The following is a 23,875-nucleotide window of genomic DNA, read 5'->3' on the forward strand; positions in this document are numbered from 1 at the left end:
GACAAGCGGCAGAATCAGTTCCATAGCGTGACGTAGACCGCTGGACGGAAGTTCTTCACCGGTACGCCGGTGCCGCGCAGCATCGCCTGCATCGCCTTGGGCGTGCCGACAAACCGCATGAGTTCACTGGCCGTGCGGGTGGGATCGTGCGCCAGGGTCGTCGCGCACCATGTGTTGCGCCGATGCACCTGCTCGCCGTTCACGCGCACCAAGCGACCGTCGGCCACCTCCGTGCGCACCGCGAAGGTGGGCGCAAGGGTCAGCGCGCTGCCGCGTTGCGTCTCCTCCCAGGCGGCGGCATCGCTCTGGAAAATGCGCTGGCAGTCGTCGGGCACACCGAGCTTGCGGAGCATCGTGGGGATGGCTTCATGAACGGCGGCCGCGGACGGTCCGAGGTTCCAGGTCGCGTGCGCGAGTTCCTCCGGGCTGGCCCGGCGCTGAGTGAAGGGATGGCTCGGGGCCGCCATCGCCTCCACGTCGTAGGTGAGAAACTCCTTGATCGTCAACGCGTGACCGCCGTCGGTGACTTCCATGTCGGTCGGCGCCGGCCCGATCGCGACGTCCACCGCCCGCGACGCGAGGAGCGAGGCGAACCGATCCGGGGAGTGCACGCTCAGTTCGACCTCCAGGTCCTTCGCGCGCTTGGTGAACAGATCGATCAGACCGCTCGCCGCATGCTCGGCGAACAGACTCGATGACGCGAGCCGGATCGTGCGCCGTCCACCGGCGGCGGCACCGACCTCGCTGATCGTCTGATCTTGCAGTCCGAGGATCTCGACCGCGCGGGCCGCCAGTCGCAGACCGCCCGGGGTGAAGGCCAGCCCCGACCGCGTCCGACTGAAGAGCTGGTCGCCGAGACTCTTGCGTAGCGCCGCCACATGCATCGACACCGCCTGCTCGGTGAGGGCCAGTTCGGTGGCGGCGTTCTTGACCGATCCGGTCCGCACTACCGCGACGAAGGCGCGCAGCTGTGCCGGCGTCATGAGCTCCGCAACATCTGGTCTCCGTGTCGCACGTTGTCTGACACATGTCGATCCTAGACGCGCATGTACCCCCTCCGGGCCGGGCAGGTGACACGCCGGAGCAGCCGTGAACCTCGCGCCGACTGTGACAAAGTCGGACATATGTCGTCGACGCGAATATCCACACCCGCCGCGTGGGCGGTACTCGTCCTGTCGGTCGCACAGGCCCTCGCGGTGTTCATCCCGCTGCTGACTTTCGGCGGTCAGCCGAACGACGACGACGTCGATCTGTTCATCAGCCCGACCGGCTACGCCTTCGGTATCTGGGCGGTCATCTACCTGCTGTCGATCGCCACCGGTGTTGTCTTCGTGCGCACACGGACGACGGGGACCGGGTCGGCGCAGCGGTTGGCCATCGACCTCGCCGTGGCGTGCGGCGCGGCGGCGCTCTGGCTGGTGGTGTCCGCCGCGTCGATCGAGTGGCTGCCCGCGGTGCTGCTCACCGTGATGACCGTCGTCCTGCTCGATGCTGCTGTCATCGCGGCCGGTCCTGCGGACGATGCCCCACCCGCGGTCACGACGCTGGTGCGCGTCACGATCGGTGTCTATGCCGCCTGGGCGAGCGCCGCCGTGTTCGTCAACTGGGCATCCGACCTCGGGAGCAGTGTCGCCGACCCGACCTCGGCCGGCTGGCAGGTTGCCTTCCTGGTCGCTGCCGCGGCCCTCGGTTCCGCGGTCACGTTCGTGGTCGGCTCCTCGGTCATCGCCTATCCACTCACCCTGCTCTGGGCGTTTGTCGCGATCATCGTCAACGCGACGGGCGAGTCGACCACCGTCGTGGTCGTGGCGGTGGTGGGGATCGTCGCGGTCATCGTGGCCTACCTCGGATCGGTGAAGAGCCGCGAGCGCCGAGACGAGGTGAGTGCGCGGCGGTGACGTCGTGCCCGGTCTGGCTTGCCCAGCATGGGACCTTGGTACCGCAACTGGCCAAAAGCCCATGACGAGCGCCGCCACGGAGAACACTCGAGATATGAGTGACGACGTCGTCCGGATGACCCAAACGGACATGTTCTCCTGGCGCATGGAGCAGAACCCGATCCTGCGCTCGACCATCGTGGCAGTCGCACTGCTCGATGCCTCGCCGGATTGGGATCGTTTCGTCGCAACGGTCGAGCGTGCGACCCAGGTGCTGCCGGCGATGCGACGCAAGCTCGTGCCCGACCGTGGCCTCGCTCCACCGCGGTGGGTCGACGACCCCGACTTCGACCTGGGCTGGCACCTCCGCAGACTCGACGCCCCGCACCCCAAGAACTTCCAGGGAGTTCTCGAGGTCGCACGGACCGCGGGCATGTCGGCCTTCGACCCGGCCCGCCCGCTGTGGACGTACACCCTGCTCGACGGACTCGAGGAGGACGGCGCGGCGGCCGTCGTGATGAAGTTCCATCATTCCCTCACCGACGGTGTCGGTGGCGTCCAGATTGCCGCGGAAACAATGGATTTCGAACGCGAGGGCACCCCGCGCCCACCGGTGGCGGTTCCCGACGCGGTGACGCACAAGCCATCGCTGCGTGACACCGCGGGCTGGTACGCGTCATCGGCCGTCGGGCTCGCGCGTGATTCGGCCTCGGCGGCAGGCCGGCTCGCGGCCCACTCGATCACACGTCCGATTCAGGCGCTGCGCGACGTCGGCGGCACGGCACGGTCGGTGGCGCGCATCGTCGAGCCGGTCATGAGTACGGCGTCACCGGTGATGACCGAACGCAGCACCCGACGTCACTTCGCAACGCTGGACGTACCCGTGGAGAAGCTCGCGGCGGCCGGGAGCGCGGGTGGCGGGACCCTCAACGACGCGTTCCTCGCCGGGATCGTGCTCGGGATGCGCACCTATCACCGCAGCCACGACGCCGAGATCGACCACTTGCGCGTCACCATGCCGATGAACCTTCGGTCGGAGGAGGATGCGCTCGGCGGAAACCGAATCACGTTGCTGCGCTTCGCAGTTCCGTGCGACACCGATGAACCGAAGGAGGTGATCGGGCGGATGCACGAGATCGTCGCGAAGTGGCGGGTCGAACCGGCGGTGCCGCTCGCCGAACCGATCGCCGGAGCTCTCAACGTGCTGCCGTCGTCTGCCGTCGGCGCGATGCTCGAGCACGTTGACTTTGTTGCCTCCGACGTGCCCGGGTCGCCCGTGCCGCTCTACCTGGCCGGCGCGAAGATCATCCGGCAGTACGGATTTGGACCCACCATCGGCGCCGCGTTCAACGTCACCCTGCTGTCCTACGTCGGCGATTGCTGTATGGGCATCGACGTCGACGACGCCGCGGTTCCCGACATCGACCTCCTGGTCGAGAGTCTCGACATCGGATTTCGTGAGGTGTGCGAACTCGTCTCATGAAATGCCGTCGAGCGGATTCTGCGCACACGACCTACGATCCGCCCATGTCCAACAACGTGAAACTGGTCCTCGCCGGGGGCCGTCCGCTCGAGTACGACGAAGCGACCATCAGCATCGAACCCGGCGGCGTGCTCAAGGTGATCGAGACCACCGGCTACGTCACGTACTACGCACCGACCGAATGGCGCACCCTCGGGCACACCCCCGACTGATCCGAGGAGTTCGGTGACCAGCCTTCTGACCTGGGGAAACACGATGGCGCCGTGCCCGCAAAATCTAGGGGAAAAACTTCTTCCCCGGGTTTCATAGTCGTCCGCGAGAAATTTCTGGGGGAGGACTCCAAGGGTAGGGGAAGAAGTTTCTTCCCCTATTTTCTGTGGGCACGCGAGCAGATCGAAGCTCCCTGGATGTGAGGCGTCGGCGGGTGGGTCGCTGATCCGAGGAGTCTCTCAACACTTGAAACTGGCATCAACGGCGTCGGGGTCCGTCGCGTTCCTTTTGATGATCTGTTCGAGCGAGCGGGTCCCTTCGATGATGTCCATGCCCTTCTGGGTGAAGGTGTTGACGTTGAAGACCTCTTTGGCCAGAAGCGGATTGGTGAGTGCCTGGGTGAACGCGTCGTGGGCGACCATGGTGGTCATCGTCCACCCCATCATCATGTAGTCGGGGTAGTCCTCGGCGAAGATGCCGATGTACCACTCGAGATTGTCGATGTGGCCGTACATCTCTCGCAGGCGGTCTTGAACCGCTTCGTCGTCGGTGAGTTCGGCAAAGCTGTGTATTGGGTTGAGGCCGAAGTACTCTCGGTACTCGTTGAATGTCCGCAGCCGTGCATGACGCATGAGGGCGACCGTGCGCTCCTCGACGGATGCGACGTTGGGGTCCATCCGTTCCGAGAGGTAGTGGGGAGTGTTGAACAGACCGATCTTGCCCGACCGCTCGTGCGAGCACTGTGCGATCAGCGACTCGATGCCGCGCGAGAGGACGAGCGGGTTGTTGCTGAGAAAGTCTTTGGCTTCCAACCTGTTTGCGCCCTCGCCGATCCAGTCGGGCGCGAGTGGGTGCCAACGGTAGAGCAGGTTGAATTCGATGGCGCCGCGATTGGCACGATTCCAGCGTTCGCCGTCGGCCATGAACTTCACCATCTCGACGGGGAAGTCGAACGGGCCGATGTGCATGATGTATTCCTCGACCACCAGCTTCAGCAGGAGCACGATCATGATGTTGCGGGTGGTCTGGAACAGCCGTTCGTCGTTCCCCTCCCATTCCGGATGCGCAGCGTTCAGCACGTCGGCGATGCGATTGTGCTCGCGCAAGAAGATCGTGTCGAGCATCGTGTGACCGATCGTCGAATTGCCGTGCTCGAGGCCGACCGCGAAGACGAAATCCATTCGGTCGTCGGGGACACGCGCGAGGATCTCCTTGAAGAGGACATCCTCGTCGTGGAGACCCTTGAACTCCTCTTTGACGATCAGCGGGCCCTTGGGGTCACGGGGCTCGAACAGATAGGGCGGGTACTCCTCGCCCCTGATGCGCTGACTCTTCAGATGACCGCCCGTCTTGGAACGCAACTTGTCGGTCTTCTCGGCGCTGAGACCGTAGATCTGGCACAGGTCGATCTCGTGCGGAGAGGTGTTCTTGGCAGGGTTCTTGCGGTCGGTGCGCAAGAAGCTGTCGGTGAACCATTGCGCGAAGAACACGAACGTCACGCTGGTGTCTGTCGACTTCACTTCCTCATTGCGAGGTCGCCGGAACAGTGCGGTCACGTCCTGCTCGCTGGGTAGATCCTCGGGTGGGGTGGTACTGGGCGGCAGATGTCGCCCCGAGTACGTGCGGTCGGTGAGGCTTTGCCAGGTGGTGTAGTCGGCGGCCATCGAATACGGGTGCGGGCGCGGTGGTGCGGCATTCGCGAACTTGTTGATGGCGAATCGGCTCGCGGCGGTTCGGAATCCCGGAATCCGGCCGATGGGTCCAAGGATTCGCGGAAGCTCACGTTCCCAACTGTCGGGAAGGTCTGGTGGTAGCCGAAGGCGCAGCCGCCTCTCGATGGTCTCTTGTGGTCGACGAAGCAGGAGCATGGTCTGTGAGAGCATTCGTGCCTCCGGGGCGGAGCTCGGTGTGGTGGTGACCTCGTCCTTTCAGCGTCATGCGTGGCGCGCGCATTCTCGCGAGTAGTCGACTACCTGTCTTCGGACCGGGTTGAGAATGATGTTGGACATGTATGCTGGGTGCATATATCACCAACATCAGAGGTGTGCCGTGGCGGTGACTCAGATAGACCTGGACGATGCTGCGTTGGCAGAGGTCATGCGGATAGCCGGGGTTCACACGAAGAAAGAAGCGGTGAACCTCGCGATGCGTGACTATGTCGAGCGGTTCCGGCGCATCGAAGCTCTGGCTCGGAGCCGAGATCAAGCACAGAAATGGGATTACGCGGGCTGGCTCGAGGTACGGGCGGATGAGCGAGCCGTCGGACGGTGATCGGCTTCCTCGTGGACTCGTCTGCTGTTTGGCGACTGCAACGGCAACCGGGCCTCACCGCGACTTGGGAGCCCGCTTTGTTGAGTGGCGCTATCGGTTCGTGCGAACCGCAACGCGCCGAGTTCCGTCGATCTGCAAGAAATGCTGACGAGTTCGACGAGATGAGTCAGATGTTTCGTAACCTCTACCCCGACGTGCCGGTGCCGAAGTCGGTGTGGCAGTGGGCCGAATCCGCGCAGCACCAACTCGCGCGGGTCGGTTCGGCCAGGGCCTTGTCAGTGGTCGACCTGCTGGTCTGTGGTACCGCAGCCATCAAGGGTCTCGTGATCCTCCACGACGACGCCGACTTCGAGTTGGCCGCACGCCATCTCGCCGAGGTCGACGAGCAACGCGTCGTGGGGTGAGGATTCCTGCCGCGATGACCGACGCCTACCATGACCACCTCACGTATCTGGTCGCCTATGCGAACGACGACTGGGTGGGGTTCTCCCCGATCGTCGGCGCCGCCACCGCATTGGCGCGACCGACGCCGACCCGTGACCGCGTGACCGACCTCGTGCTCGGGCTGATCTCCGACTTGCTGGCAACGGGAGTGCTCCCCGGCGATCTCACCGATTCCGACGACGAAACATTCGTGCCGTGGGCGATCGATGTGCCCGCGGTCCTTGTGCGGATTCGCGCCGAGATGACGCAGTTGCCGGAACTCCCGGACTCCGGGGACATCTGCTGGTTCACAACAAGGGCCGGCGATGTCCCCGCTGGGTGACGCTCGGTGCGAAATGCTCACATCTCAGCTCGCGGAGGGGAACTCTCACGCACGCGCGAGGCTGTGTTCCTGATCGGTCGAGGCGTCGTCGGTCTCCGCGACGTGCACCGCGTCGTCGGGACCCGACCCGCGCGGAATCAGCGACGCGATCACCAGCGCCACGAGCGACACGCCCGCGCCGATGAGCAGTGCGACGTTGAATCCGGCCTCCGACGCCATCGTGTGGCCGCCGAACGTGATCGTCATCTGTGCGAGCACCGCACCGATGACGGCCGCGCCGATCGAGGTGCCGAGCGAACGCATCAACGTGTTGAAGCCGTTGGCCGCCGCGGTCTCCGACAGCGGGACCGAACCCATGATGAGCGCGGGCATCGCGCCGTAGGCCAGGCCGACGCCACTGTTGATCACCATGAGCGCCACCATGATTCCCCAGGCCGTGCCGGAGAGCAGCAGCGCCAGACCGTACCCTGCGGCGAGCACGGTGACGCCACACATCAGGGTGAGCTTGGGACCGCGGGCGTCGGTGAGTTTGCCGCCCAATGGGGAGACCACCATCATCATCAGACCGCCCGGCAGCATCCACAGCCCGGCTGCCAGCATGGATTGGCCCAGGCCGTAACCGGTGGCTTCGGGCAACTGCAGCAATTGCGGGAACACCAGCATGCTGGCGTACATGCCGATGCCGACGAAGATCGACGCGATGTTGGTCGTCAGCACGCGTGGGCGTGCGGTGGTGCGCAGGTCGATGAGCGGCTCGCGGGTGCGCAATTCCCAAGCGCCCCAGGCCAGTAGCGCGACAACCGCACCGATGAACAGTCCGACGATGCCGGCCGAGGTCCAGCCCCAATCGGCGCCCTTGGACACCGCGAGCAGCAAGCTCACCAGGCCGATGCCGAGCAGCACCGCGCCCGGGGCGTCGAATCGCTGGCCCTGTGCGGCAGGCCGGACGTCGGGGATCAGTGTCCACACCAGGACCGCGATGATGACCGCGAGGACCGCCGAACCCCAGAACAGCACACGCCAGTCGGCGTACTCGGCGACGGCCGCGGCGATCGGCAGACCGAGTCCGCCGCCGATGCCCATCGACGCGCTCACCAGCGCGATCGACGAACTCAACTTGTGCGATGGGACCGCGTCGCGCAGCAGCGCGATGCCCAACGGCACCATGCCCATGCCGAGGCCCTGCAGGCCGCGGCCGACGATCATCGGGACCACCGACGACGACAGGGCACACACCACCGACCCGACGGCCAGCGGCACGGTCAGCGCGAGCAGCACGCGCTTCTTGCCGAGCAGATCGCCCAGACGACCGGTCACCGGCACACACACGGCGGCGACGAGCAGTGTCACCGTGATGACCCACGTCGAGTTCGACGCGGTGGTGTTCAGGATTGCGGGCAGTTGGGGCAGCAGTGGGGTGACCAGGGTCTGCATGATCGCAGCGACCGTGCCCGCGAACGCGAGGGTGGCGACCACGCCGCCCGCCCGAGTGCCCGCTTCAGGCGTGCCTATCACGAGGTGCTCCTTTCGGAGTGTGGAAGCGCATAAGTAAACATGTGACTACATGACGGTAGGCTTGTGCGGGAGCTAAGTCAACGTGTGTTTACTTGTGAGTGGTCAACGTCACCACGACTAGGCTTGGGCCGTCGACAACAGCAAGGGAGTTCCATGTCCGAGGCGTCCGAACCGCGCCGGCGCAACGCGGCCGCCACCCGTGAGGCGCTGCTCGAGGCGACCCGAACCCTTCTCGCCGAACACGGGGCTCACGTCACCACACGCGACATCGCGGGCGCGGCGGGCGTCAACCAGTCGCTGGTGAACCGCTACTTCGGTTCCAAGGAGAATCTGTTCGTCGAGGCCGTCCGTGGGAGCATCTCGACCACCGTCGACCTGGTCGCCACGGCGCCCCTCGACGAACTGCCCGACGGCATCCTTCGTCAAGTCCTCGAGGTCAGTGACTCCGGTGGCGGGATGACCGGACTGCTGGTCGGTGTCGTCGACAGCGAGACGGTCAACGACGTCATACGCGACGCCATCGAGAAGACGTTCACCGAGACGCTGGGGAACCGCCTCGACGGGCCGGACGCTGCTCTCAAGGCGGAGCTCATCAATGCCCTCGTCGTCGGCATCTCGCTCATGCGCCACCGAATCGCCAGCCGCGAGATCGCCGACGCCGATGTCGAGGACATCTCCCGGTATGTACGGCTGATGGTGGCACCCCTACTCGGCCGGGCGCACTGACACTTGCGGCCGGTGAGACACTGACAGCGATGAACACCCCGATCCCACCCGTTCCCGACGACGTGCGCCTGATCGTCAGCGACATGGACGGCACGCTCCTCGACGAAAGCAAGGGCATCCCGGAGTCGCTGTGGCCGTTGCTCGATGAACTCGGCCGACGCGGAATCGTTTTCAGTCCCGCGAGTGGTCGGCAGGCCGCCACGCTCCTGCATCAACTCGGGCACGCGGTACCCGGCCTGGTGGTGATCGCCGAGAACGGGTCGGTCGTCGCGTGTGATGGCGAGAAACTCAGGGTCACTCGGCTCCAACCCCGGGTCGCCACCACCGTCCTGGGTCGGGCGCGTGACCTCACCGACAGCGGCGCAGCAGATCTCGGCGTCGTACTGTGCGGCCCCGACACCGCGTTCGTGGACCGGTCGGACGACGCATTCCTGGAGCAGGTTGTTCCCTACTATTACGCGCACGAGGTGGTCGACGACCTCAGGGAGGTTCGGACCGAACTTGTCAAGGTGGCGATCTATGACTTCGGCGGCATCGAGAAGGTCACTGCACCAACGCTGATGGCGCTGGATGGTGCCATGGAAGTTGTTGTCTCCGGACAACATTGGCTCGACGTGATGGCGCCGGGCGTCGACAAATCCGTCGCGGTGACCGCCGTGCAGGAGAAATTGGGCATCACGCCCGCGCAGACGATGGTGTTCGGGGATTACCTGAACGACCTGGCCATGCTCGGTTGCGCAGACTGGTCCTACGCCATGGCCAACGCACACCCGCGCATCCTCGCGCAGGCGCGCTACGTCGCGCCGTCCAACGCAGACAACGGCGTGGTGCGGACCGTGCGCGCCGCCCTCGGCCTGCCCGATCTCCTCTGACTCGAAGAGTACTGCCTTTGGCCTCCTGACCTGGGGAGATGCGTGTGCTCCGTCGTCGCAAAACTTGGGGAAGGGTTTCGTCCCCGGGGTTCACAGTCGTCCCCTAGAAATTAGTAGGGGAGGACTCTGAGGCTGCCAGGGGACGAAGGTTCGTCCCCTACTTTCTGCGGACGCCACGACCGTGCCGCGCGTTCTGCGGAACGCGACGGCCGACGAGCGGTGACTGAGATCGGGCCCGTCAGCGTCCGCTTCCGGGAAATACCCGGAGGACCACCGTCACGGGCCCGATCTCAGTCACAGTCACAACGCGCTCTTCCCGCCTCCATGATCGTCGGCAACGCCTACGGTGGGTCCCTGACTCGAAGAGTTCGGTGACCACCGCGCTGACCTGGGGAGACGCAGTCTGCTGCGGAGGCGGTCCAGACACTCTGTGTCCTGTTGGAGAATCTGTGTGCTGCAGCACACAGGTGAGCCGATTCGGCACAGGGTGGTCTGAGTGCACCCGGGGCGCATCACCGACCAGGTCGGGTGCGGCCTGGGCTTGTGTCTGGTCACGTCCCGCGTCGAGCTGCGAGAACTCGAGTTGAGCTGGAGAACGCGAGTGCTGCAGCACTCGCATTCTCCAATTCGGCTCTGGTTGTCGCGGTGCCGGCCGCGCGGAAGATCCCCAGCCGCATGGGCGGCAACGTTCTTCCCGCCTCCACCATCACGCGACGACGTCGGCGGGTGAGTCGCTGACTCCTCGGCGAGGTCAGGTCCCGGCGGGCTGATTCTGTGTGATGCAGTGGATCCCACCGCCCCGGGCGAAGATCGCGCGGGCGTCGATTGCGACGACCTCGCGACCGGGATACACCGAGCCGAGGATCTCGGCGGCCTCGGCGTCGGACGGATCGTCGAACGAGCAGGCGATCACCACGCCGTTGGCGACGTAATGGTTGATGTAGCTGTAGTCGACGAATCCCTCGTCGTCGGTGAGCACCTGCGGGGCGGGCACCGAGATGACATCAAGGGACGACCCGGGACGTCCGGTGCCATGGTCGATCACCGTGTTCTCGAGGATCGTCCGAAGCTCCTGCGATACCGCATGATCGGGGTGATCCGGATTGCGCTGCTCGTGGACGATGACGGTGCCGGGAGTCGGCATCGCAGCGACGATGTCGACGTGTCCGCGCGTCCCGTACCGTTCCGAATCGCGGGTGAGGCCACGAGGTAGCCAGATCACCCGATCGACCCCGATGGTCCGCGCCAACTCCGCCTCGACGTCGCTCTTGCTCAGACCGGGGTTACGGCCCGGGTCGAGTTGCACAGTCTCGGTGACCAATACCGTGCCGGCGCCGTCGACCTGGATGCCGCCACCCTCGTTCACCAGCGACGACGCGATGTGGGAGACGCCGGTGCGTTCGATGATCATCGACGCGATGTGTTGGTCGTTGTCCCAGGTGGCCCAGTCCTGTGCGCCCCAGCCGTTGAACACCCAATCCACCCCGCCGACCCGGGCGCCCGGATCCGCATCGTCGTCGACGACGAACGTCGGACCGATGTCGCGCATCCAGGCGTCGTCCAGCGGTGCGGCCACGATGTCGATCGACGACGACAGATGACGGCGCGCGTGCTCGGTCTGGCTCGGATCGACGACGACGGTCACCGGCTCGAACTCGCTGATCGCGTTGGCCACCGCGGCCCACGCGGTCCGTGCCTCCTCGTGCTCCGCCGGTGAGTCACCCAGTGAGTAGCCCGGAGCGGGAAAGGCCATCCACGTGCGTTCGTGTGGCTCGTGCTCGGCAGGCATCCGCCACGTCATCACGGAACCTCGGTGCCGTTGTTGCCCAACGGATTGTCCCGATCCACCGGCGCGGTGAGCCGAGCGTAGGTGTCGGGACGCCGGGTCATCAGGAACGGGAACAGGGTGAGCCAGTCGCGACGCTGATCGAGATCGAGATCGGCGATGAGCACCGCGGATTCGTCGCGGGGCGCCTGCACGAGCACGCGGCCGTACGGGTCGGAGATGAACGACGAACCGTAGAAGGTGATCTCGCCCTCGTCGCCGTGCCGATTGGGAGCAATCATGAACGTGCCGTTGGCAATTCCGTTGCCGACGATCACGTTCTGCCACAGCGGTTGGGTATCGAACTCCGGATGCCCGGGTTCCGATCCGATGGCAGTCGGGTAGACGATGATCTCGGCTCCGGCCAACGAATACATCCGTGCGACCTCGGGGAACCATTCGTCCCAACACGTCGGCATTGCCAGTCGTGCTCCGCCCAGTTCCTCCGCGGTGTGTACCGGGTACGCGTCGGGTTCGGCGGGACCCGGGCGAAAGTAGGTGTCCTCGTAGTAGCCCTGGGTGACCGGGATGTGCAGTTTGCGGGTGCGGGCCACCAGACCGTCGGGCCCCACGAGGACCGCGGTGTTGAAACCCAGTCCGTCACCATGGATCTCGTGGTTGTCCGGATCGTCGCGCTCGTAGAGGGACGCATGTACCAGCACACCATTGCGCTTGGCCGCATCCGCCGCGAACCGCAGCGTCGGACCGGAGTCGAGATCCTCGGCATCGGCACCCGGGTCGCTCCCGCCGCGGACGAAGGCGGGGTAGCGGCTCAGAGTGAGTTCGGGCAGGAACACCACCTTGGCGCCCTCGGCGGCAGCCAGCGCAATCCCCTCCGAGAGTTCGGCAAGCAGTGCGTCCGTGGACGGCTGCCACCGATGCTGGACAAGCCCGACGCGCAGCGGTTCTCGCGACGGGGCGTCGACGCGTGCCGGCGACTCGGGCGGTGTCAGCGCGGTGATCGTGCGCATGATCGAATGGTCCTCTCGTTGTCAGCGAACGGATGTGGTCTCGGGTGTCGACCGTGGCAGCGTCTCGCCCCGGAAGAAGGCCGGCCGCAGGATGCGCATCACGATCATCAGCACCGCGCCGAGGAGCAGTAGGCCGAACCCGATGTAGAAGATCAGTCCGACGCCGAACAGCGATGCGCCGCTGCCATTCTCGGGGTCGAAGCTCTCACCGACGGAGATCACGAACACAATCAGCAGCGCCGTGCCGCCCAAGAGCGGGCACAGGAACTTGTAGATGATGTTGTGCGCGTTGGCGAACAACTGGTGACGGAAGTACCACACGCACGCGAAGGCAGTGATCCCGTAGTACCAGCAGATCATGATGCCGAGCGCCGCGATCGTGTCGGTCAGGGTTCGCTCGGACAGCAGTGTGACGGCCGTGTAGAAGACGGCGGTGACGACACCGGCCACGGCCGCACCGTAGGCCGGCGACAGAAACCGCGGACTGATCTCGGCGAACTTGGCCGGGAAGGCGCGATAGGAACCCATGGACAGCATCGTGCGGGCGACGGGCAGGAATGTCGTCTGCAGACTTGCCAACGAAGACACCAGGATCGCGAGGAACAGCAAGATGCCGCCCCACCGGCCCATGACAGGCTCGGCGAGAGCGCCGAACACGTTGTCGGCGTTGTCCGGGTTGCCCAACCCCAGACCCTCCTCGCCGACACCGGCGTACATCATCGTCGCCAGGGCGACCAGCAGGTAGGTGCCGAGGATGGTGAGCACGCACAGCAGACCCGCACGACCCGGGGTGCGCTCGGGGTCCTTGCTCTCCTCACCGAGGGTCAGGCAGGTGTCCCAGCCCCAGAACGCGAATATCGATCCGGTCAGGCCGACGGCGAACGCGGTGATGGTCAATCCGGTGAAGGGGTTGAACCAGTCGATGTCGAAGGTCAGACCGCCGGGGGCGCTGCCGTTGCCGACCTTGACGAACGCGATCACCGAGAACACCACCAGGACGATCATCTGGAAGCCGACGAGGTAGTACTGGATGCGTTCGCTGGTGGTGATCCCGCGCATCGAGATGTAGGTGGCGGCCGCCAGCAACGCGAGCGTGGTGAGGATGTTGACCAGCTTGTTGCTGGTGCCGAGATCGGCCAGAGTCGGGTGATCGAAGATGCGGGCCAGCAGGAGGTAGAAGAACTGCACCCCGACGGCGGCGAGGTTGGAGAGCACGATGATGGTCGCGATCACCATGCCCCAACCGCACATCCATCCCACGTACGGACCAAATGCCTTGGTGGACCACGTGAACGACGCGCCCGCATCGGTGGTGTCGGAGTTGAGCTCGCGATAGGCATAAGCGGTCAGGAACATCGGGATGAACCCGGCGATGAAGATGGCCGGCATCTTCAACCCGACCGCTGCGACGATCAGGCCGATGCTTGCAGTCAGGGTGTAGCCGGGGGCGACGGTCGATACGCCGAGAACGGCGCCGGAGAAGACGCCGATCCGATTGGCGGCCAGACCCTTTGACGACGTCTCGGTCAGTTCTGGCTCGGTGGGTGAGGTGGCCATGGCACGCTCCAGTCGTGGGTCAGGCGGTGAGTGCGGTGTACTTGGTGTTCAGATATTCCTCGATGCCCTCGGCCCCGCCTTCGCTGCCGAGGCCCGACTGCTTGATTCCGCCGAAAGGTGCGGCGGGATCCGAGATGATCCCCCGATTGACGCCGACCATGCCGGCCTCGAGAGCTGAGGCGACGCGGGCGGCGCGGTCCAGGTCGCGTGTGTAAAAGTATGCTGCCAAGCCGAATTCGGTGTTGTTGGCGGCGGCGATCGCCTCCTCTTCGGTGTCGAACCCGGTGATTGCGGCGACCGGGCCGAAGATCTCGGCACTCGAGATCTCGGCGTCTGCGCCGACCTCGTCGATGACCGTCGGTGCGTAGAAGTGTCCGGGTCCGGAGATCACCGATCCGCCGGTTCGGATGCGCGCGCCGGCGCTGATCGTACGGTCGACGAGATCGGCGATCCGATCGCGTTGTCGCGCATTGATGATGGGGCCCAGATCGACATCCGCCTCGGCTCCGGCCCCTACCCGCATCGATGCGACGCGTTCGGTCAGTGCCGCGGTGAAGGCGTCGCGGACGGCGTTGTGGACGAGGAACCGGTTGGCCGCTGTGCACGCCTGCCCACCGTTGCGCATCTTGGCTGCCATCGCCCCCTCGACGGCGGCGTCGAGGTCGGCGTCGTCGAAGACGATGAAGGGTGCGTTTCCGCCCAGTTCCATCGATGTGCGCAGAACGTTCTCGCCGGACTGCGCGATGAGTGCCCGGCCGACCGGGGTGGAACCGGTGAACGACAGCTTCCGCAGGCGCGCGTCGCTCATCAGCGCTCCGACGACTGACGGCGCGTTCATGGTGGGGATGACCGACAGCACGCCGTCGGGGAGTCCGGCGTCGCGCAGGACCGAGGCGAGCAGCAGCATGGTGAGCGGGGTGTCCTCGGCCGGTTTGACGATCACCGTGCAGCCGGCGGCGAGCGCCGGACCGATCTTGCGGGTCCCCATCGCGAGCGGAAAGTTCCACGGTGTCACCGCAAGACATGGACCGACCGGTTCCTTGCTGACCAGGATCCGGCCGTTGCCCGACGGTGCGGTGGTGGTGCGTCCGCCGACACGCACCGCCTCTTCGGCGAACCAGCGCAGGAACTCCGCGCCGTAGGCGACCTCGCCCCGGCTCTCGGCGAGTGTCTTGCCCATCTCGGCCGTCATCAGCGTCGCGAAGTCGTCGGCCTGCGCCGTCACGAGTTCCCATGCGCGCCGGAGGATCTCCGAGCGTTGCCGGGGTGGGGTTGCCGCCCACTCCCGTTGGCATTGCGCTGCCGCCGACAACGCGTCGAGGCCGTCGTCGACCCCCGCATCGGCGACGCGTGTCAGGACCGATCCGGTGGCCGGATCGTGGACCGCGAAAGTGGCGCCGGTCCTCGCCTCGCGTGCCTGGCCGCCGATCCACAGCCCGGTGGGCACGCGGGTCAGCACTGCCTCGACGTCGGCCCGCTGCGCGAGCGCAGTCATCGGGCCGATCCGAGCGTGAGGATGGCGTCGCACAGCACGTCGAGGCCGTCGGCGAGCGCGGCGTCGTCGATCACCAGGGGCGGGAGCAGCCGGATCACGTTGCCCGCGGTGCCGCAGGTGAGCACGATGACACCCTGTTCGAGCGCGCGTGCGGCGACGGCGCCGGTCAACTCTGGATTGGGTCGTGTTGTACCGGGTTTGACCAACTCAACCGCCATCATCGCCCCTCGCCCACGAATGTCGCCGACGACGTCGGTGCGTTCGGCGAGCTGCCGCAGCCGCGACTCGATGATGGTCCCGATGTTTCGTGCCCGCGCGGGCAGGTCGAGTTCCCGCATCGTGTCGAATGCGGCGAGCGCGGCCGCGCAGGCGACCGGGTTGCCGCCGTAGGTGCCGCCGAGTCCGCCGGGATGCACGCGGTCGAGCAGGTCTGCGCGGCCGGTGATCGCCGACAGCGGCATGCCGCCGGCGATGCCCTTGGCCATGGTGATGATGTCGGGCACGATGCCCTCGTCGTCGCACGCGAACCACGAGCCGGTCCGCGCGAATCCGGTCTGTACCTCGTCGGCGATGAACACGACGTCGTTGGTGCGCGCCCACTCTCGCAGCGTCGGCAGGAATCCCGTTGCGGGGACTATGAATCCGCCCTCACCCTGGATGGGTTCGATGATGATCGCGGCCACCTGGTCGGCGCCGATCTGGGCCTCGATGGCGGCGATGGCGCGCGCGGCGGCCTGCTCACCGGTGAAACCGTCGGGATCGCGGTACGGATACGACATCGGCATCCGGTACACCTCGGGCGCGAACGGGCCGAAATGCGCCTTGTAGGGCATGTTCTTGGCGGTCAGCGCCATGGTGAGGTTGGTGCGGCCGTGGTAGGCGTTGTCGAATGCGACGACCGCATCTCGTCCGGTCGCCAGGCGGGCGACCTTGACGGCGTTCTCCACCGCCTCGGCACCGGAATTAAAGAGGACGCTGCGCTTTTCGTGGTCGCCTGGCGTCAGGTCGGCGAGCGCCTCGGCAACCTCGATGTAGTTCTCGTACGGGGTCACCATGAAGCAGGTGTGCGTGAAGTGTTCCACCTGCGCAGCCACCGCGGCACGCACCCGGGGATCAGAGGCACCGACGCTGGTCACCGCGATACCCGCACCGAGGTCGAGCAGCGAGTTGCCGTCGAGGTCGACGACGAACCCGCCGTCGGCGTCGGCGGCATACACGGGCACCGCCGACTTCACGCCCGCGGCCACACAACCGGCACGGCGCTGCGCGAGCGCCCGAGACCGCGGGCCGGGCAGTTCGGTGACCAGACTCCGCTTCTGCGGCAGACGGTACGTTATTTCGGACACTGGTCCTCCAAGAAGCAGTCGGGACAGAGGGTTTCATCGGCAGCGGACACCGCCGCGCCGGGTCAGCGCGCGCCGCGCGGCACCACGATCATCGGTACCTGCAGGACGCGCATCATCTTGGCCGCAGTCGATCCGAGGAACAGCCGACGCGGCTGTGCCAGGCGACTCGATCCGACCATGATCAGGTCGCCGTCGTGCCAGTCGAGTTTGTGCACCGCGTCCTCGATGTGACGTCCCTCGACCACCTCTGCGCTCACCGGAACCTCAGCGGGCAGGCGTGATCGGGCGTCGTCGACCAGGCTGCGCGCGTGTGCCCGCGCCGCCTCGAGCGAGCTCTCGTCGTCGCGCACGGCGCCGCTCACCGGTTCCACGGCCACCAGGGAGATCAGCCGTAGACCCACCTTGGCGGCAGCACAGAATCGGGTGGCTGTGTCGAGGAGTTCGTCGGCGCCGGGGCGATCGCCGATGGCGCAGGTGATCTCACGGATACGGGAGATCCCCGCCCGGTAGGCGCCCCGCGGTGCGACGACCAGCGGCAGCGGCGACGAGTGCAGCAGACCGTTGACGACGGTGCCGAGGGAGTGTGTCCCGATGAGGCCACCGCCTCCACCGCCGACGACGATCGCGGACGCCCCGAGCCGCTCGGCGATCTCGATGATCCCGGCGCCCGACGATTCGGCGAACGCGACATGTGTTGTGACCGTGACGTCATCGTCAACCTGGGCGGCGGCGTCGGCCAGCCAGCGGCTCGCACGGTCGGACAGGACGGCCTCGAAGTCGCCGGGCGGGGCCGGGGCCACCCGGTCGGGCGGTAGCACCATGGCGATGTCGAGTTCGGCGCCGAAGCTGCGGGCCAGGCGCGCGCCGAGGGCCAGGGCGTCAGCGCCTCCGGGGGTGGCCAGGTAGGCGACGAGCAGCCTCATGCGTGGCCCCCGGTGGAATCGTGGTGGCACGCGGCGGGCGGTGTCGGGGCGACGTCGAGGGACGGGTTGCGGTCGAAGAATCCGACCGGCTTGAGCCAGAAACTCACCGTGTCCGACGGCATGATCGGCCAGTCCTCGGGCCGGGTGATGTGATGGATTCCGAAGACGTACCAGAGCACCACGTCGGTGTTGTCGATCGACCGGTCGGCGGACGTCCACTCCGGCAGTCCGAGACCGCCGGCGCTCTGGTTGACGAATTCCCCTGCCGGCCAACGCTCATCGGGAGAGTTGGGGGTCGCCCACAGCGTGTGCTCGATGGCCCGGCAGCGGTCGAGGATGGGTGAGTCGGGGTCGAACATGGGGGGGAATGCGGCCCCGGGCACCAACTTGTAGGACGGATGCGTGCCCAGACCGTTGGTTGTGTTCTCGTTCACCACCTTCCAGGCCCGCTGGGTCTGGAAGTTCATGTCCTGCTTGGCTTCCTGCTCGGTGCGCAACGGTGTGTTGACCTGGCGCAGCGAGAGGCCGTACGGATTGTCCGGACCGGTGGGCACCACCTGGGTCTCGGTGGCGTAGAGCGTGTTCTGGCTTCCGTCCACATCGAGGTCGAGCCGGGCGATGAGGAAGTGTTGATGGAACGGCGCATAGGTGCCGTTGTCGACGATCGTGCCGTGTTCGGGGGTTTGTCCGGGGGCCAGTGTGCTGACGACCATGATGCCCGTCGCGCGCACCTCGCATTCGATGTTGCCGTCCTGATAGAACCGCCAGTAGACGAGGTACTCGTAGTTGGCGACGGTGACGTGGCACGACACGGTGAGGCGGCGCATGCGGCGCACCTCGGCGCCGTCGTGGTCGACGTGCTTCCACAGGACGGCGTTGTCCTCCTCGTGGATGCAGATGGCGTTGGTGATGACGTAGGGCTCGCCCTTGCTGTCGTGCAGTACCGCGTCGAGGTAGCGGATCTCGCCGAGACAGTCGCACCCGAGTTCCAGCGACGTGGTCATGAACCCCAGACCCCATTCGCCGATGTCGAATGCGGTTCTGCGGTAATGATCCACGCAGTGATCGCGGTAGGGGACCATCATCTCCGCGAACGACATGCGGTGCGCGATGGGCCGTCGCCTGCCGTTGTCGTTGTAGCTGACCGCGTGCAGGGTCATGCCTTCGCGATGGTTGAATCCCACACGCAGGGACCAGTTCTGCCAGTCGAGGCGATGGCCGGTGAGAGTGAACGACGGGCCGTCGGGTTGCGTGATGTCCAACGCGCGCAGCGGTTCACGAGTGCTCGCGGCTCGGATCTCTTCGGGGAGGTGAGCGGGCACGTATTCGCCCATGATCTCGGGGTTGTCCAGGGTGAAGGTGTCCTCGATCTCCAGCAGCTCCATCGAGTTCAGGTCGATGATGCAGTGGAAGCCGTTGACCGGCCCCGCATAGGGATTCATGCCCGGTCCCTTGCGAACCCAGCTGTCCGACCATCCGATCCGCCTGCCCCGGTAGCGCTCCGGGATCAGGACAGCACCGTAGGTCCAGGTGTCCATGAACACCAGGCTCATGTCGGTGATCCCCCGCCGCGCGAGCGCCGCGATCACATCGGGATGCGACCGCAGTGCTGCATCGGCCTCCTCCCACTCGTCGACGGTGAAATTCGCCTGTACCCCGGGGATGTGCTCCCAGGTGGTGACCGTGGAATCGGTCAGGGACACCAGGGCCTTGTACGTCTTGTTGCTCGCACGCTCGAAACACACGACGTGCGCCGCACGCTCGGGCACGGTTGCGTCGGCGTCGTACCGGGCGAGTGCGGCCTTGTCGGGTTCGGCCATCTCGATACTCGCGTAACGCCATTCGGGGGCCGCTACGCCGTGCGCGGTTCCCAAGATGTCCACCACAGCGGTGAACTCGTCGCGCGTCAGTGGATCGAGCGGGTGAAAATCCTGCGGGTGAAAATCCCTGTCGGTCACTGCGATCCTCTCAGTCGTGGGCGCTCATGACGTGCTTGATACGGGTGTAGTCCTCGACCCCGTATGCAGAGAGGTCTTTGCCGTATCCGGAATGCTTGAATCCGCCATGCGGCATCTCGGCGACCAGCGGGATATGGCAGTTCACCCACACCGCACCGGCATCGATGCGCGCCGAAACACGTTGCACCAGTCCGTGATCGGATGCCCAGATGCTGGATGCGAGGCCGTAGTCGACACCGTTGGCCATGGCGATCGCGTCGTCGGTGTCGTCGAAGCGCTGCACGGTGATGACCGGTCCGAACACCTCGTTCTGCACGATGTCGTCGTCCTGGCGGACGTCGGTGATCACCGTCGGTTCGAAGTAGAACCCCTTGTCGCCGTGCCGGTTGCCGCCGGTCACGATCGTCGCGTGGTCGGGCAGCGCGGCGATCTTCTGGTTGACCGCGGTGAAGTGCCGAATGTTGTTGAGGGGACCGTAGAATGCGTCCTCGTCGTCGACTCCGCCGGGCCGGAGTTTCTGGGCCTGGGCCACCAGGCCGTCGAGGAACTCGTCATACACCGACGCGTGCACGATGGCGCGGGTCGCTGCGGTGCAGTCCTGGCCGGCATTGAAGAAGGCCGCCTCGGCGATGCCGCTGGCCGCCTTGTCGATGTCGGCGTCGCCGAACACGATCGCCGGTGCCTTGCCACCGAGTTCGAGATGCGCGCGTTTGACGTCGGCCGCTGCGGCCGCCGCCACCGCGATGCCCGCGCGTACCGATCCGGTGATCGACACCAGACCGAGGCGTCGGTCGGACACCAGCGCGGCGCCGGTCTCCCCGGTGCCGAGGACCACGTTCAGCACACCGTCGGGCAGGATGCCCCGGGTGAGTTCCGCCAGGGTGAGCGTGCTCTCCGGCGTGGTGTCGCTGGGCTTGAGGACGATGGTGTTGCCCGCCGCCAGCGCCGGGCCGATCTTCCACAGGGCCATCATGAACGGGTAGTTCCACGGCGTGACCTGGCCGACCACCCCGATCGGTTCGCGCCGCACGTAGGACGTGAAGCCCTCCATGTACTCGCCCGCCGACCGGCCTTCCAGCAGGCGGGCGGCACCGGCGAAGAAGCGCATCTGATCGGCGCCGACGAGAACTTCCTCGGATCGCACGAGGGAACGCAACTGACCTGTGTTGCGGACCTGAGCATCGACGATCTCGTCGGCCTTCTTCTCGATCTGGTCCGCGATCGCGAGTAGCGCGGACTGCCGTTCTCGTGGCGTCGTCCGGCCCCACGAGGCGAAAGCGCTCGCCGCGGCATCGACGGCACCGCTCACTTCCGCCGCCGTCGACACCGGCGCGACGGCCACCAGCGACTCGTCGGCCGGGTTGATCACGTCCAGGGATTCGGTGGACGTGGAGGCGACAAATGCGCCGTTGACGAAGTTCTGGAGCCGCTCGGTCATGACGGACCTCTCTGATGGCGGGGTGGTAGAGACAGACTGCACAAGGCGCGGGGCCGCTGCATCTGCCAAAATGGCGTAACTGAATGTGATCTACGCGACAGATTGGAGTGCATGGTGGGCCTCGCCGTCCGTTGGCTCATCGGTCGGGAAGACCTGAGCCTACGACTGCGGGCCGGGTCGGTGGGGGCGATTGCCCAGGTCACCTTCGCGGTGACCACCGAACTGCCCCACCCTGGCCGCTGGTTGTCCGGAGGCGAGGTCGTCCTCACGACGGGGATGGGCCTGCCCGCCGATCCGGCCGGGCGGCGAGCCTACGTGCGCGAGCTCGTCGACAGTGACATCGCGGCGCTGGGATTCGGGGTCGGTCTGTCCTTCAGCGACATTCCCGCCGAGCTTCTCGACGAGGCTGACACCTGCGGTCTTGCCGTGTTCGAGGTTCCGTTCGCAACGCCGTTCGCGGCGGTCGTGAAAGCGGTGATGGAACGGCTCGCCGAGCAGCAGTACGAGCAGATGCTCGCCGCGTCGCGGGCCCAGCCTCGGATGACGCGTGCCGCCGCGAACGGTGGGGTGGCTGCGATCGTGCACGAGTTGTCGCGGGCGAGCGGCGGGCTGGTCACCGTGGTGGATCCGCAGGCGCGGATCGTGGCGCACGGTCACACACCTCCGTCGGACAACGTGATGTCGATGATCGCGTCGCTCGTCGCCGAGTCCCCGCACGGCGATGCCATCGCCGACAGCAGCGTGATCCCCGTCGAGGACTGCACAGTGGTCGTGCAGACGATCCGGTTGGGCCGGCACATCCACGGCTACCTCGTCGTCGAACTGCCCGGCGATGCACGGGCTGTCGACCAGGTCTTGATCGGACACGCGAACTCGCTGCTGGCGCTGGACTTCCACAAGCCACGACGACTCCGTGCCGAGCAGGCCCGGGTCAACACGACGGCGATGCGCATCCTGCTCGCCGGCGAATACGATGAGTCCGCTGCCCGCTCGGTGCTGCTCGCCGCGGCCGATTCCCAGGAGCAGGTCCGCGTCATCGCAGTACGCGGAAGCCACGACCACGCGGCGGTCGGTGAGGCCGTCGACGATCGGCTCGGCGGTGCCGGACGGGCTATGTTCCACACCGTCGGGTCCGACGACCTCATCATCGTCGTGCGCGGCAGCGACGACATCGAGTTCGTCTCCGGACTCTTCGTCGACCTGCCGACCGATGTGCGCGATCACCTGCGGATCGGGGTGAGCGCTGCGCACGATGCGGGCGACCTGCGTGCTGCCGCGGACCAGGCGCGGATGGCAGCGGTGGTGGCGCCTGTCGGGGGTGAACCAGAGGACGCGCTGCGCGCGGTGGGCCGGACGCTGCTCTGCGCACCTGATGTGCGACGGGTCCTCGACACTCTCGCGGGGGTGCTCGTAGACCCGATCGTCGACTACGACACCAAGCACGGCACCGACCTCTTGGCGTCGTTACGCGCCTTTCTGGAGGCCAACGGGCAATGGGAGCACGCGGCGGTCGCGTTGGGCGTTCATCGGCACACGTTGCGGAGCCGGTTGCTCAAGATCCGTGACATCGTGGACTGCGACCTCGACTCCGCCCGGGTGAGGGCGGAGTTGCTGCTGGCCATCACGGCGAGGTCCGGAACAGACGGGGAAACGCAATGGCAGACGTGACATGGACATTCTCCTCGACCGGCGGGTCGATTGTCGTGCACACCGGTGTCAGTGGCCGGGCGGCGCGGACCGGTCACCGGTTGACGATCGAGATGGCCGAGTGGTCGGGATCGGCGACAACGCGCGATGGCCTGCCGGTCAGCGCCCAGGCGTCCATCGTCGTCGACTCGCTCAAGGTGCGTTCGGGGGAAGGCGGGCTGACGCCGCTGACCGGGGCGGAAAAGCTGGTGGCTCGTGGCAACGCGTTGAAATCGCTTCAGCACGACAAGTTTCCGGAGATCCGCTACCAGGCTGATTCGTTCGAAGCGACGCCGGACGGCTTTCGCGCCCACGGAACGCTGAGCATCCACGGGCGTGGGCGCCCGCATGATCTCGATGTCCGCGTCGCCGACGACGGCGATGCGCGGGTCCTGAACGCCGAAAGCACGGTCAACCAGAAGGACTTCGGTATCAAGCCCTACTCGCTCATGATGGGCGCGCTGAAGGTTGCCGACGAGGTGCGGGTGGAGATCGAGATCGTCGCCGAAAAGTAGGCCCCGCGACGATTCACCGAGAATCCACGTCCGCGGCCATGAAGGCTGACGCATCCCTCCCCAGGCTCAACACCGGTTGTCGCGGTGCCGGCGCGCGGAAGCTCTCAGCCGCATGGGTGGCCACGTTCTTCCCGCCTCCAGGATCGTCGGCGTGGCGTCCCACTGAATCTAGGGGAGGAAGTTTCTTCCCCGAGGTTCGGAGTCGTCCCTCAGAAAATTGGCGGGGACGACACCAAGGGTAGGGGACGAGTTTGTTCCCCTATTTTTCGGACGGACCCGCTCTTCCCGCCTCCACGATCGCCGACGGGGGCAAGCTGACTCCTTCTTGCGCAACAGATATTGAATAGTCCGGACACGGCAGGCAACGCGCTGTGCTGGAGCGGAGGGATCGTGCCGCGTATGTCGCATTGCGACGCGCTGTTCATCTGGTGTGCACCGGTG

At 66.1% G+C, this 23,875-nt stretch carries 20 protein-coding genes and 1 pseudogene; 10 read left to right on the forward strand and 11 right to left on the reverse strand.

Annotated elements, in window-relative coordinates; translation table 11 throughout:
* Window positions 1-14: 14 nt before the first annotated feature.
* Window positions 15-983: a LysR family transcriptional regulator gene (locus tag ACWDTF_RS17565; protein WP_355278468.1), complete on the reverse strand. Its 969-nt coding sequence runs from the start codon at window positions 981-983 to the stop codon at window positions 15-17.
* Window positions 984-1,124: 141 nt separating this feature from the next.
* On the opposite strand from ACWDTF_RS17565, the gene ACWDTF_RS17570 reads away from it, so the two are divergent.
* The 3 genes from ACWDTF_RS17570 (at window position 1,125) to ACWDTF_RS17580 (ending at window position 3,572) form a co-directional block, all read left to right on the forward strand.
* Complete coding sequence (locus ACWDTF_RS17570) at window positions 1,125-1,898, forward strand: MFS transporter (RefSeq protein ID WP_449754756.1); 774 nt, start codon at window positions 1,125-1,127, stop codon at window positions 1,896-1,898.
* Between the two features lie 94 nt (window positions 1,899-1,992).
* The gene (locus ACWDTF_RS17575) at window positions 1,993-3,360 is read left to right on the forward strand and encodes a wax ester/triacylglycerol synthase domain-containing protein (RefSeq protein WP_449754757.1); all 1,368 of its coding nucleotides are present in this window, start codon (window positions 1,993-1,995) and stop codon (window positions 3,358-3,360) included.
* Window positions 3,361-3,404: 44 nt separating this feature from the next.
* Window positions 3,405-3,572, forward strand: a complete 168-nt coding sequence (locus ACWDTF_RS17580; protein ID WP_449754758.1) for a hypothetical protein — start codon at window positions 3,405-3,407, stop codon at window positions 3,570-3,572.
* 237 nt (window positions 3,573-3,809) lie between these two features.
* Here the strand turns inward: ACWDTF_RS17580 and ACWDTF_RS17585 are convergent, their stop codons facing one another.
* A complete protein-coding gene (locus ACWDTF_RS17585; RefSeq protein ID WP_449754759.1) occupies window positions 3,810-5,453 on the reverse strand; it encodes a peroxidase family protein in 1,644 nt (547 codons plus the stop codon).
* Window positions 5,454-5,619: 166 nt separating this feature from the next.
* Between ACWDTF_RS17585 and ACWDTF_RS17590 the strand changes: the two are divergent.
* The 3 genes and pseudogenes from ACWDTF_RS17590 to ACWDTF_RS17600 all read left to right on the forward strand — a co-directional run.
* A pseudogene (locus ACWDTF_RS17590) lies at window positions 5,620-5,772 on the forward strand (type II toxin-antitoxin system VapB family antitoxin); the annotation flags it as partial.
* Between the two features lie 230 nt (window positions 5,773-6,002).
* On the forward strand, window positions 6,003-6,245 hold the full coding sequence (locus ACWDTF_RS17595; RefSeq protein WP_240855204.1) for a PIN domain-containing protein: 243 nt from the start codon (window positions 6,003-6,005) through the stop codon (window positions 6,243-6,245).
* A gap of 14 nt (window positions 6,246-6,259) precedes the next feature.
* Window positions 6,260-6,607, forward strand: a complete 348-nt coding sequence (locus tag ACWDTF_RS17600) for a hypothetical protein (protein WP_449754760.1) — start codon at window positions 6,260-6,262, stop codon at window positions 6,605-6,607.
* A gap of 45 nt (window positions 6,608-6,652) precedes the next feature.
* Here ACWDTF_RS17600 and ACWDTF_RS17605 read toward each other — a convergent pair whose 3' ends face one another.
* On the reverse strand, window positions 6,653-8,119 hold the full coding sequence (locus ACWDTF_RS17605) for an MFS transporter (protein WP_449754782.1): 1,467 nt from the start codon (window positions 8,117-8,119) through the stop codon (window positions 6,653-6,655).
* A 156-nt stretch (window positions 8,120-8,275) separates the two neighbouring features.
* Here ACWDTF_RS17605 and ACWDTF_RS17610 point away from each other — a divergent pair, with 156 nt between their 5' ends.
* Together ACWDTF_RS17610 and ACWDTF_RS17615 are read left to right on the forward strand one after the other, a co-directional pair.
* Window positions 8,276-8,848, forward strand: a complete 573-nt coding sequence (locus ACWDTF_RS17610) for a TetR/AcrR family transcriptional regulator (RefSeq protein WP_240855200.1) — start codon at window positions 8,276-8,278, stop codon at window positions 8,846-8,848.
* A gap of 29 nt (window positions 8,849-8,877) precedes the next feature.
* A complete protein-coding gene (locus ACWDTF_RS17615) occupies window positions 8,878-9,720 on the forward strand; it encodes a Cof-type HAD-IIB family hydrolase (protein WP_449754761.1) in 843 nt (280 codons plus the stop codon).
* Window positions 9,721-10,471: 751 nt separating this feature from the next.
* On the opposite strand, the gene ACWDTF_RS17620 is transcribed toward ACWDTF_RS17615, so the two are convergent.
* The 8 genes from ACWDTF_RS17620 to ACWDTF_RS17655 all read right to left on the reverse strand — a co-directional run bounded on the left by ACWDTF_RS17620 (window position 10,472) and on the right by ACWDTF_RS17655 (window position 21,233).
* Entirely contained in the window at window positions 10,472-11,521 is a 1,050-nt protein-coding gene (locus ACWDTF_RS17620) for an agmatine deiminase family protein (RefSeq protein WP_449754762.1), read from the reverse strand.
* Window positions 11,521-12,516, reverse strand: coding sequence for a nitrilase-related carbon-nitrogen hydrolase (locus ACWDTF_RS17625; protein ID WP_449754763.1), 996 nt, complete (start codon window positions 12,514-12,516; stop codon window positions 11,521-11,523). The genes ACWDTF_RS17620 and ACWDTF_RS17625 overlap by 1 nt, the downstream gene beginning before the upstream one ends.
* A gap of 21 nt (window positions 12,517-12,537) precedes the next feature.
* Complete coding sequence (locus ACWDTF_RS17630) at window positions 12,538-14,073, reverse strand: APC family permease (protein ID WP_240855194.1); 1,536 nt, start codon at window positions 14,071-14,073, stop codon at window positions 12,538-12,540.
* Window positions 14,074-14,092: 19 nt separating this feature from the next.
* Window positions 14,093-15,568 (reverse strand): NAD-dependent succinate-semialdehyde dehydrogenase, encoded by a 1,476-nt coding sequence (locus ACWDTF_RS17635; RefSeq protein ID WP_433256948.1) that lies wholly within the window; start codon window positions 15,566-15,568, stop codon window positions 14,093-14,095.
* The gene (gene gabT / locus ACWDTF_RS17640) at window positions 15,565-16,914 is read right to left on the reverse strand and encodes a 4-aminobutyrate--2-oxoglutarate transaminase (protein WP_449754764.1); all 1,350 of its coding nucleotides are present in this window, start codon (window positions 16,912-16,914) and stop codon (window positions 15,565-15,567) included. Before gabT ends, ACWDTF_RS17635 begins: the two co-directional genes overlap by 4 nt.
* Before the next feature lie 62 nt (window positions 16,915-16,976).
* Window positions 16,977-17,837: a universal stress protein gene (locus ACWDTF_RS17645; RefSeq protein ID WP_449754765.1), complete on the reverse strand. Its 861-nt coding sequence runs from the start codon at window positions 17,835-17,837 to the stop codon at window positions 16,977-16,979.
* Entirely contained in the window at window positions 17,834-19,795 is a 1,962-nt protein-coding gene (locus tag ACWDTF_RS17650; RefSeq protein ID WP_449754766.1) for a primary-amine oxidase, read from the reverse strand. The genes ACWDTF_RS17645 and ACWDTF_RS17650 overlap by 4 nt, the downstream gene beginning before the upstream one ends.
* A gap of 10 nt (window positions 19,796-19,805) precedes the next feature.
* The gene (locus ACWDTF_RS17655; RefSeq protein WP_240855187.1) at window positions 19,806-21,233 is read right to left on the reverse strand and encodes an aminobutyraldehyde dehydrogenase; all 1,428 of its coding nucleotides are present in this window, start codon (window positions 21,231-21,233) and stop codon (window positions 19,806-19,808) included.
* A gap of 111 nt (window positions 21,234-21,344) precedes the next feature.
* On the opposite strand from ACWDTF_RS17655, the gene ACWDTF_RS17660 reads away from it, so the two are divergent.
* Both ACWDTF_RS17660 and ACWDTF_RS17665 read left to right on the forward strand, forming a co-directional pair.
* Window positions 21,345-22,901, forward strand: a complete 1,557-nt coding sequence (locus tag ACWDTF_RS17660) for a PucR family transcriptional regulator (RefSeq protein ID WP_449754767.1) — start codon at window positions 21,345-21,347, stop codon at window positions 22,899-22,901.
* 80 nt (window positions 22,902-22,981) lie between these two features.
* A complete protein-coding gene (locus ACWDTF_RS17665; protein ID WP_449754768.1) occupies window positions 22,982-23,434 on the forward strand; it encodes a YceI family protein in 453 nt (150 codons plus the stop codon).
* The last annotated feature ends 441 nt before the right edge of the window (window positions 23,435-23,875 follow it).

It is taken from the genome of Gordonia sp. NPDC003422 (genome assembly GCF_053588675.1).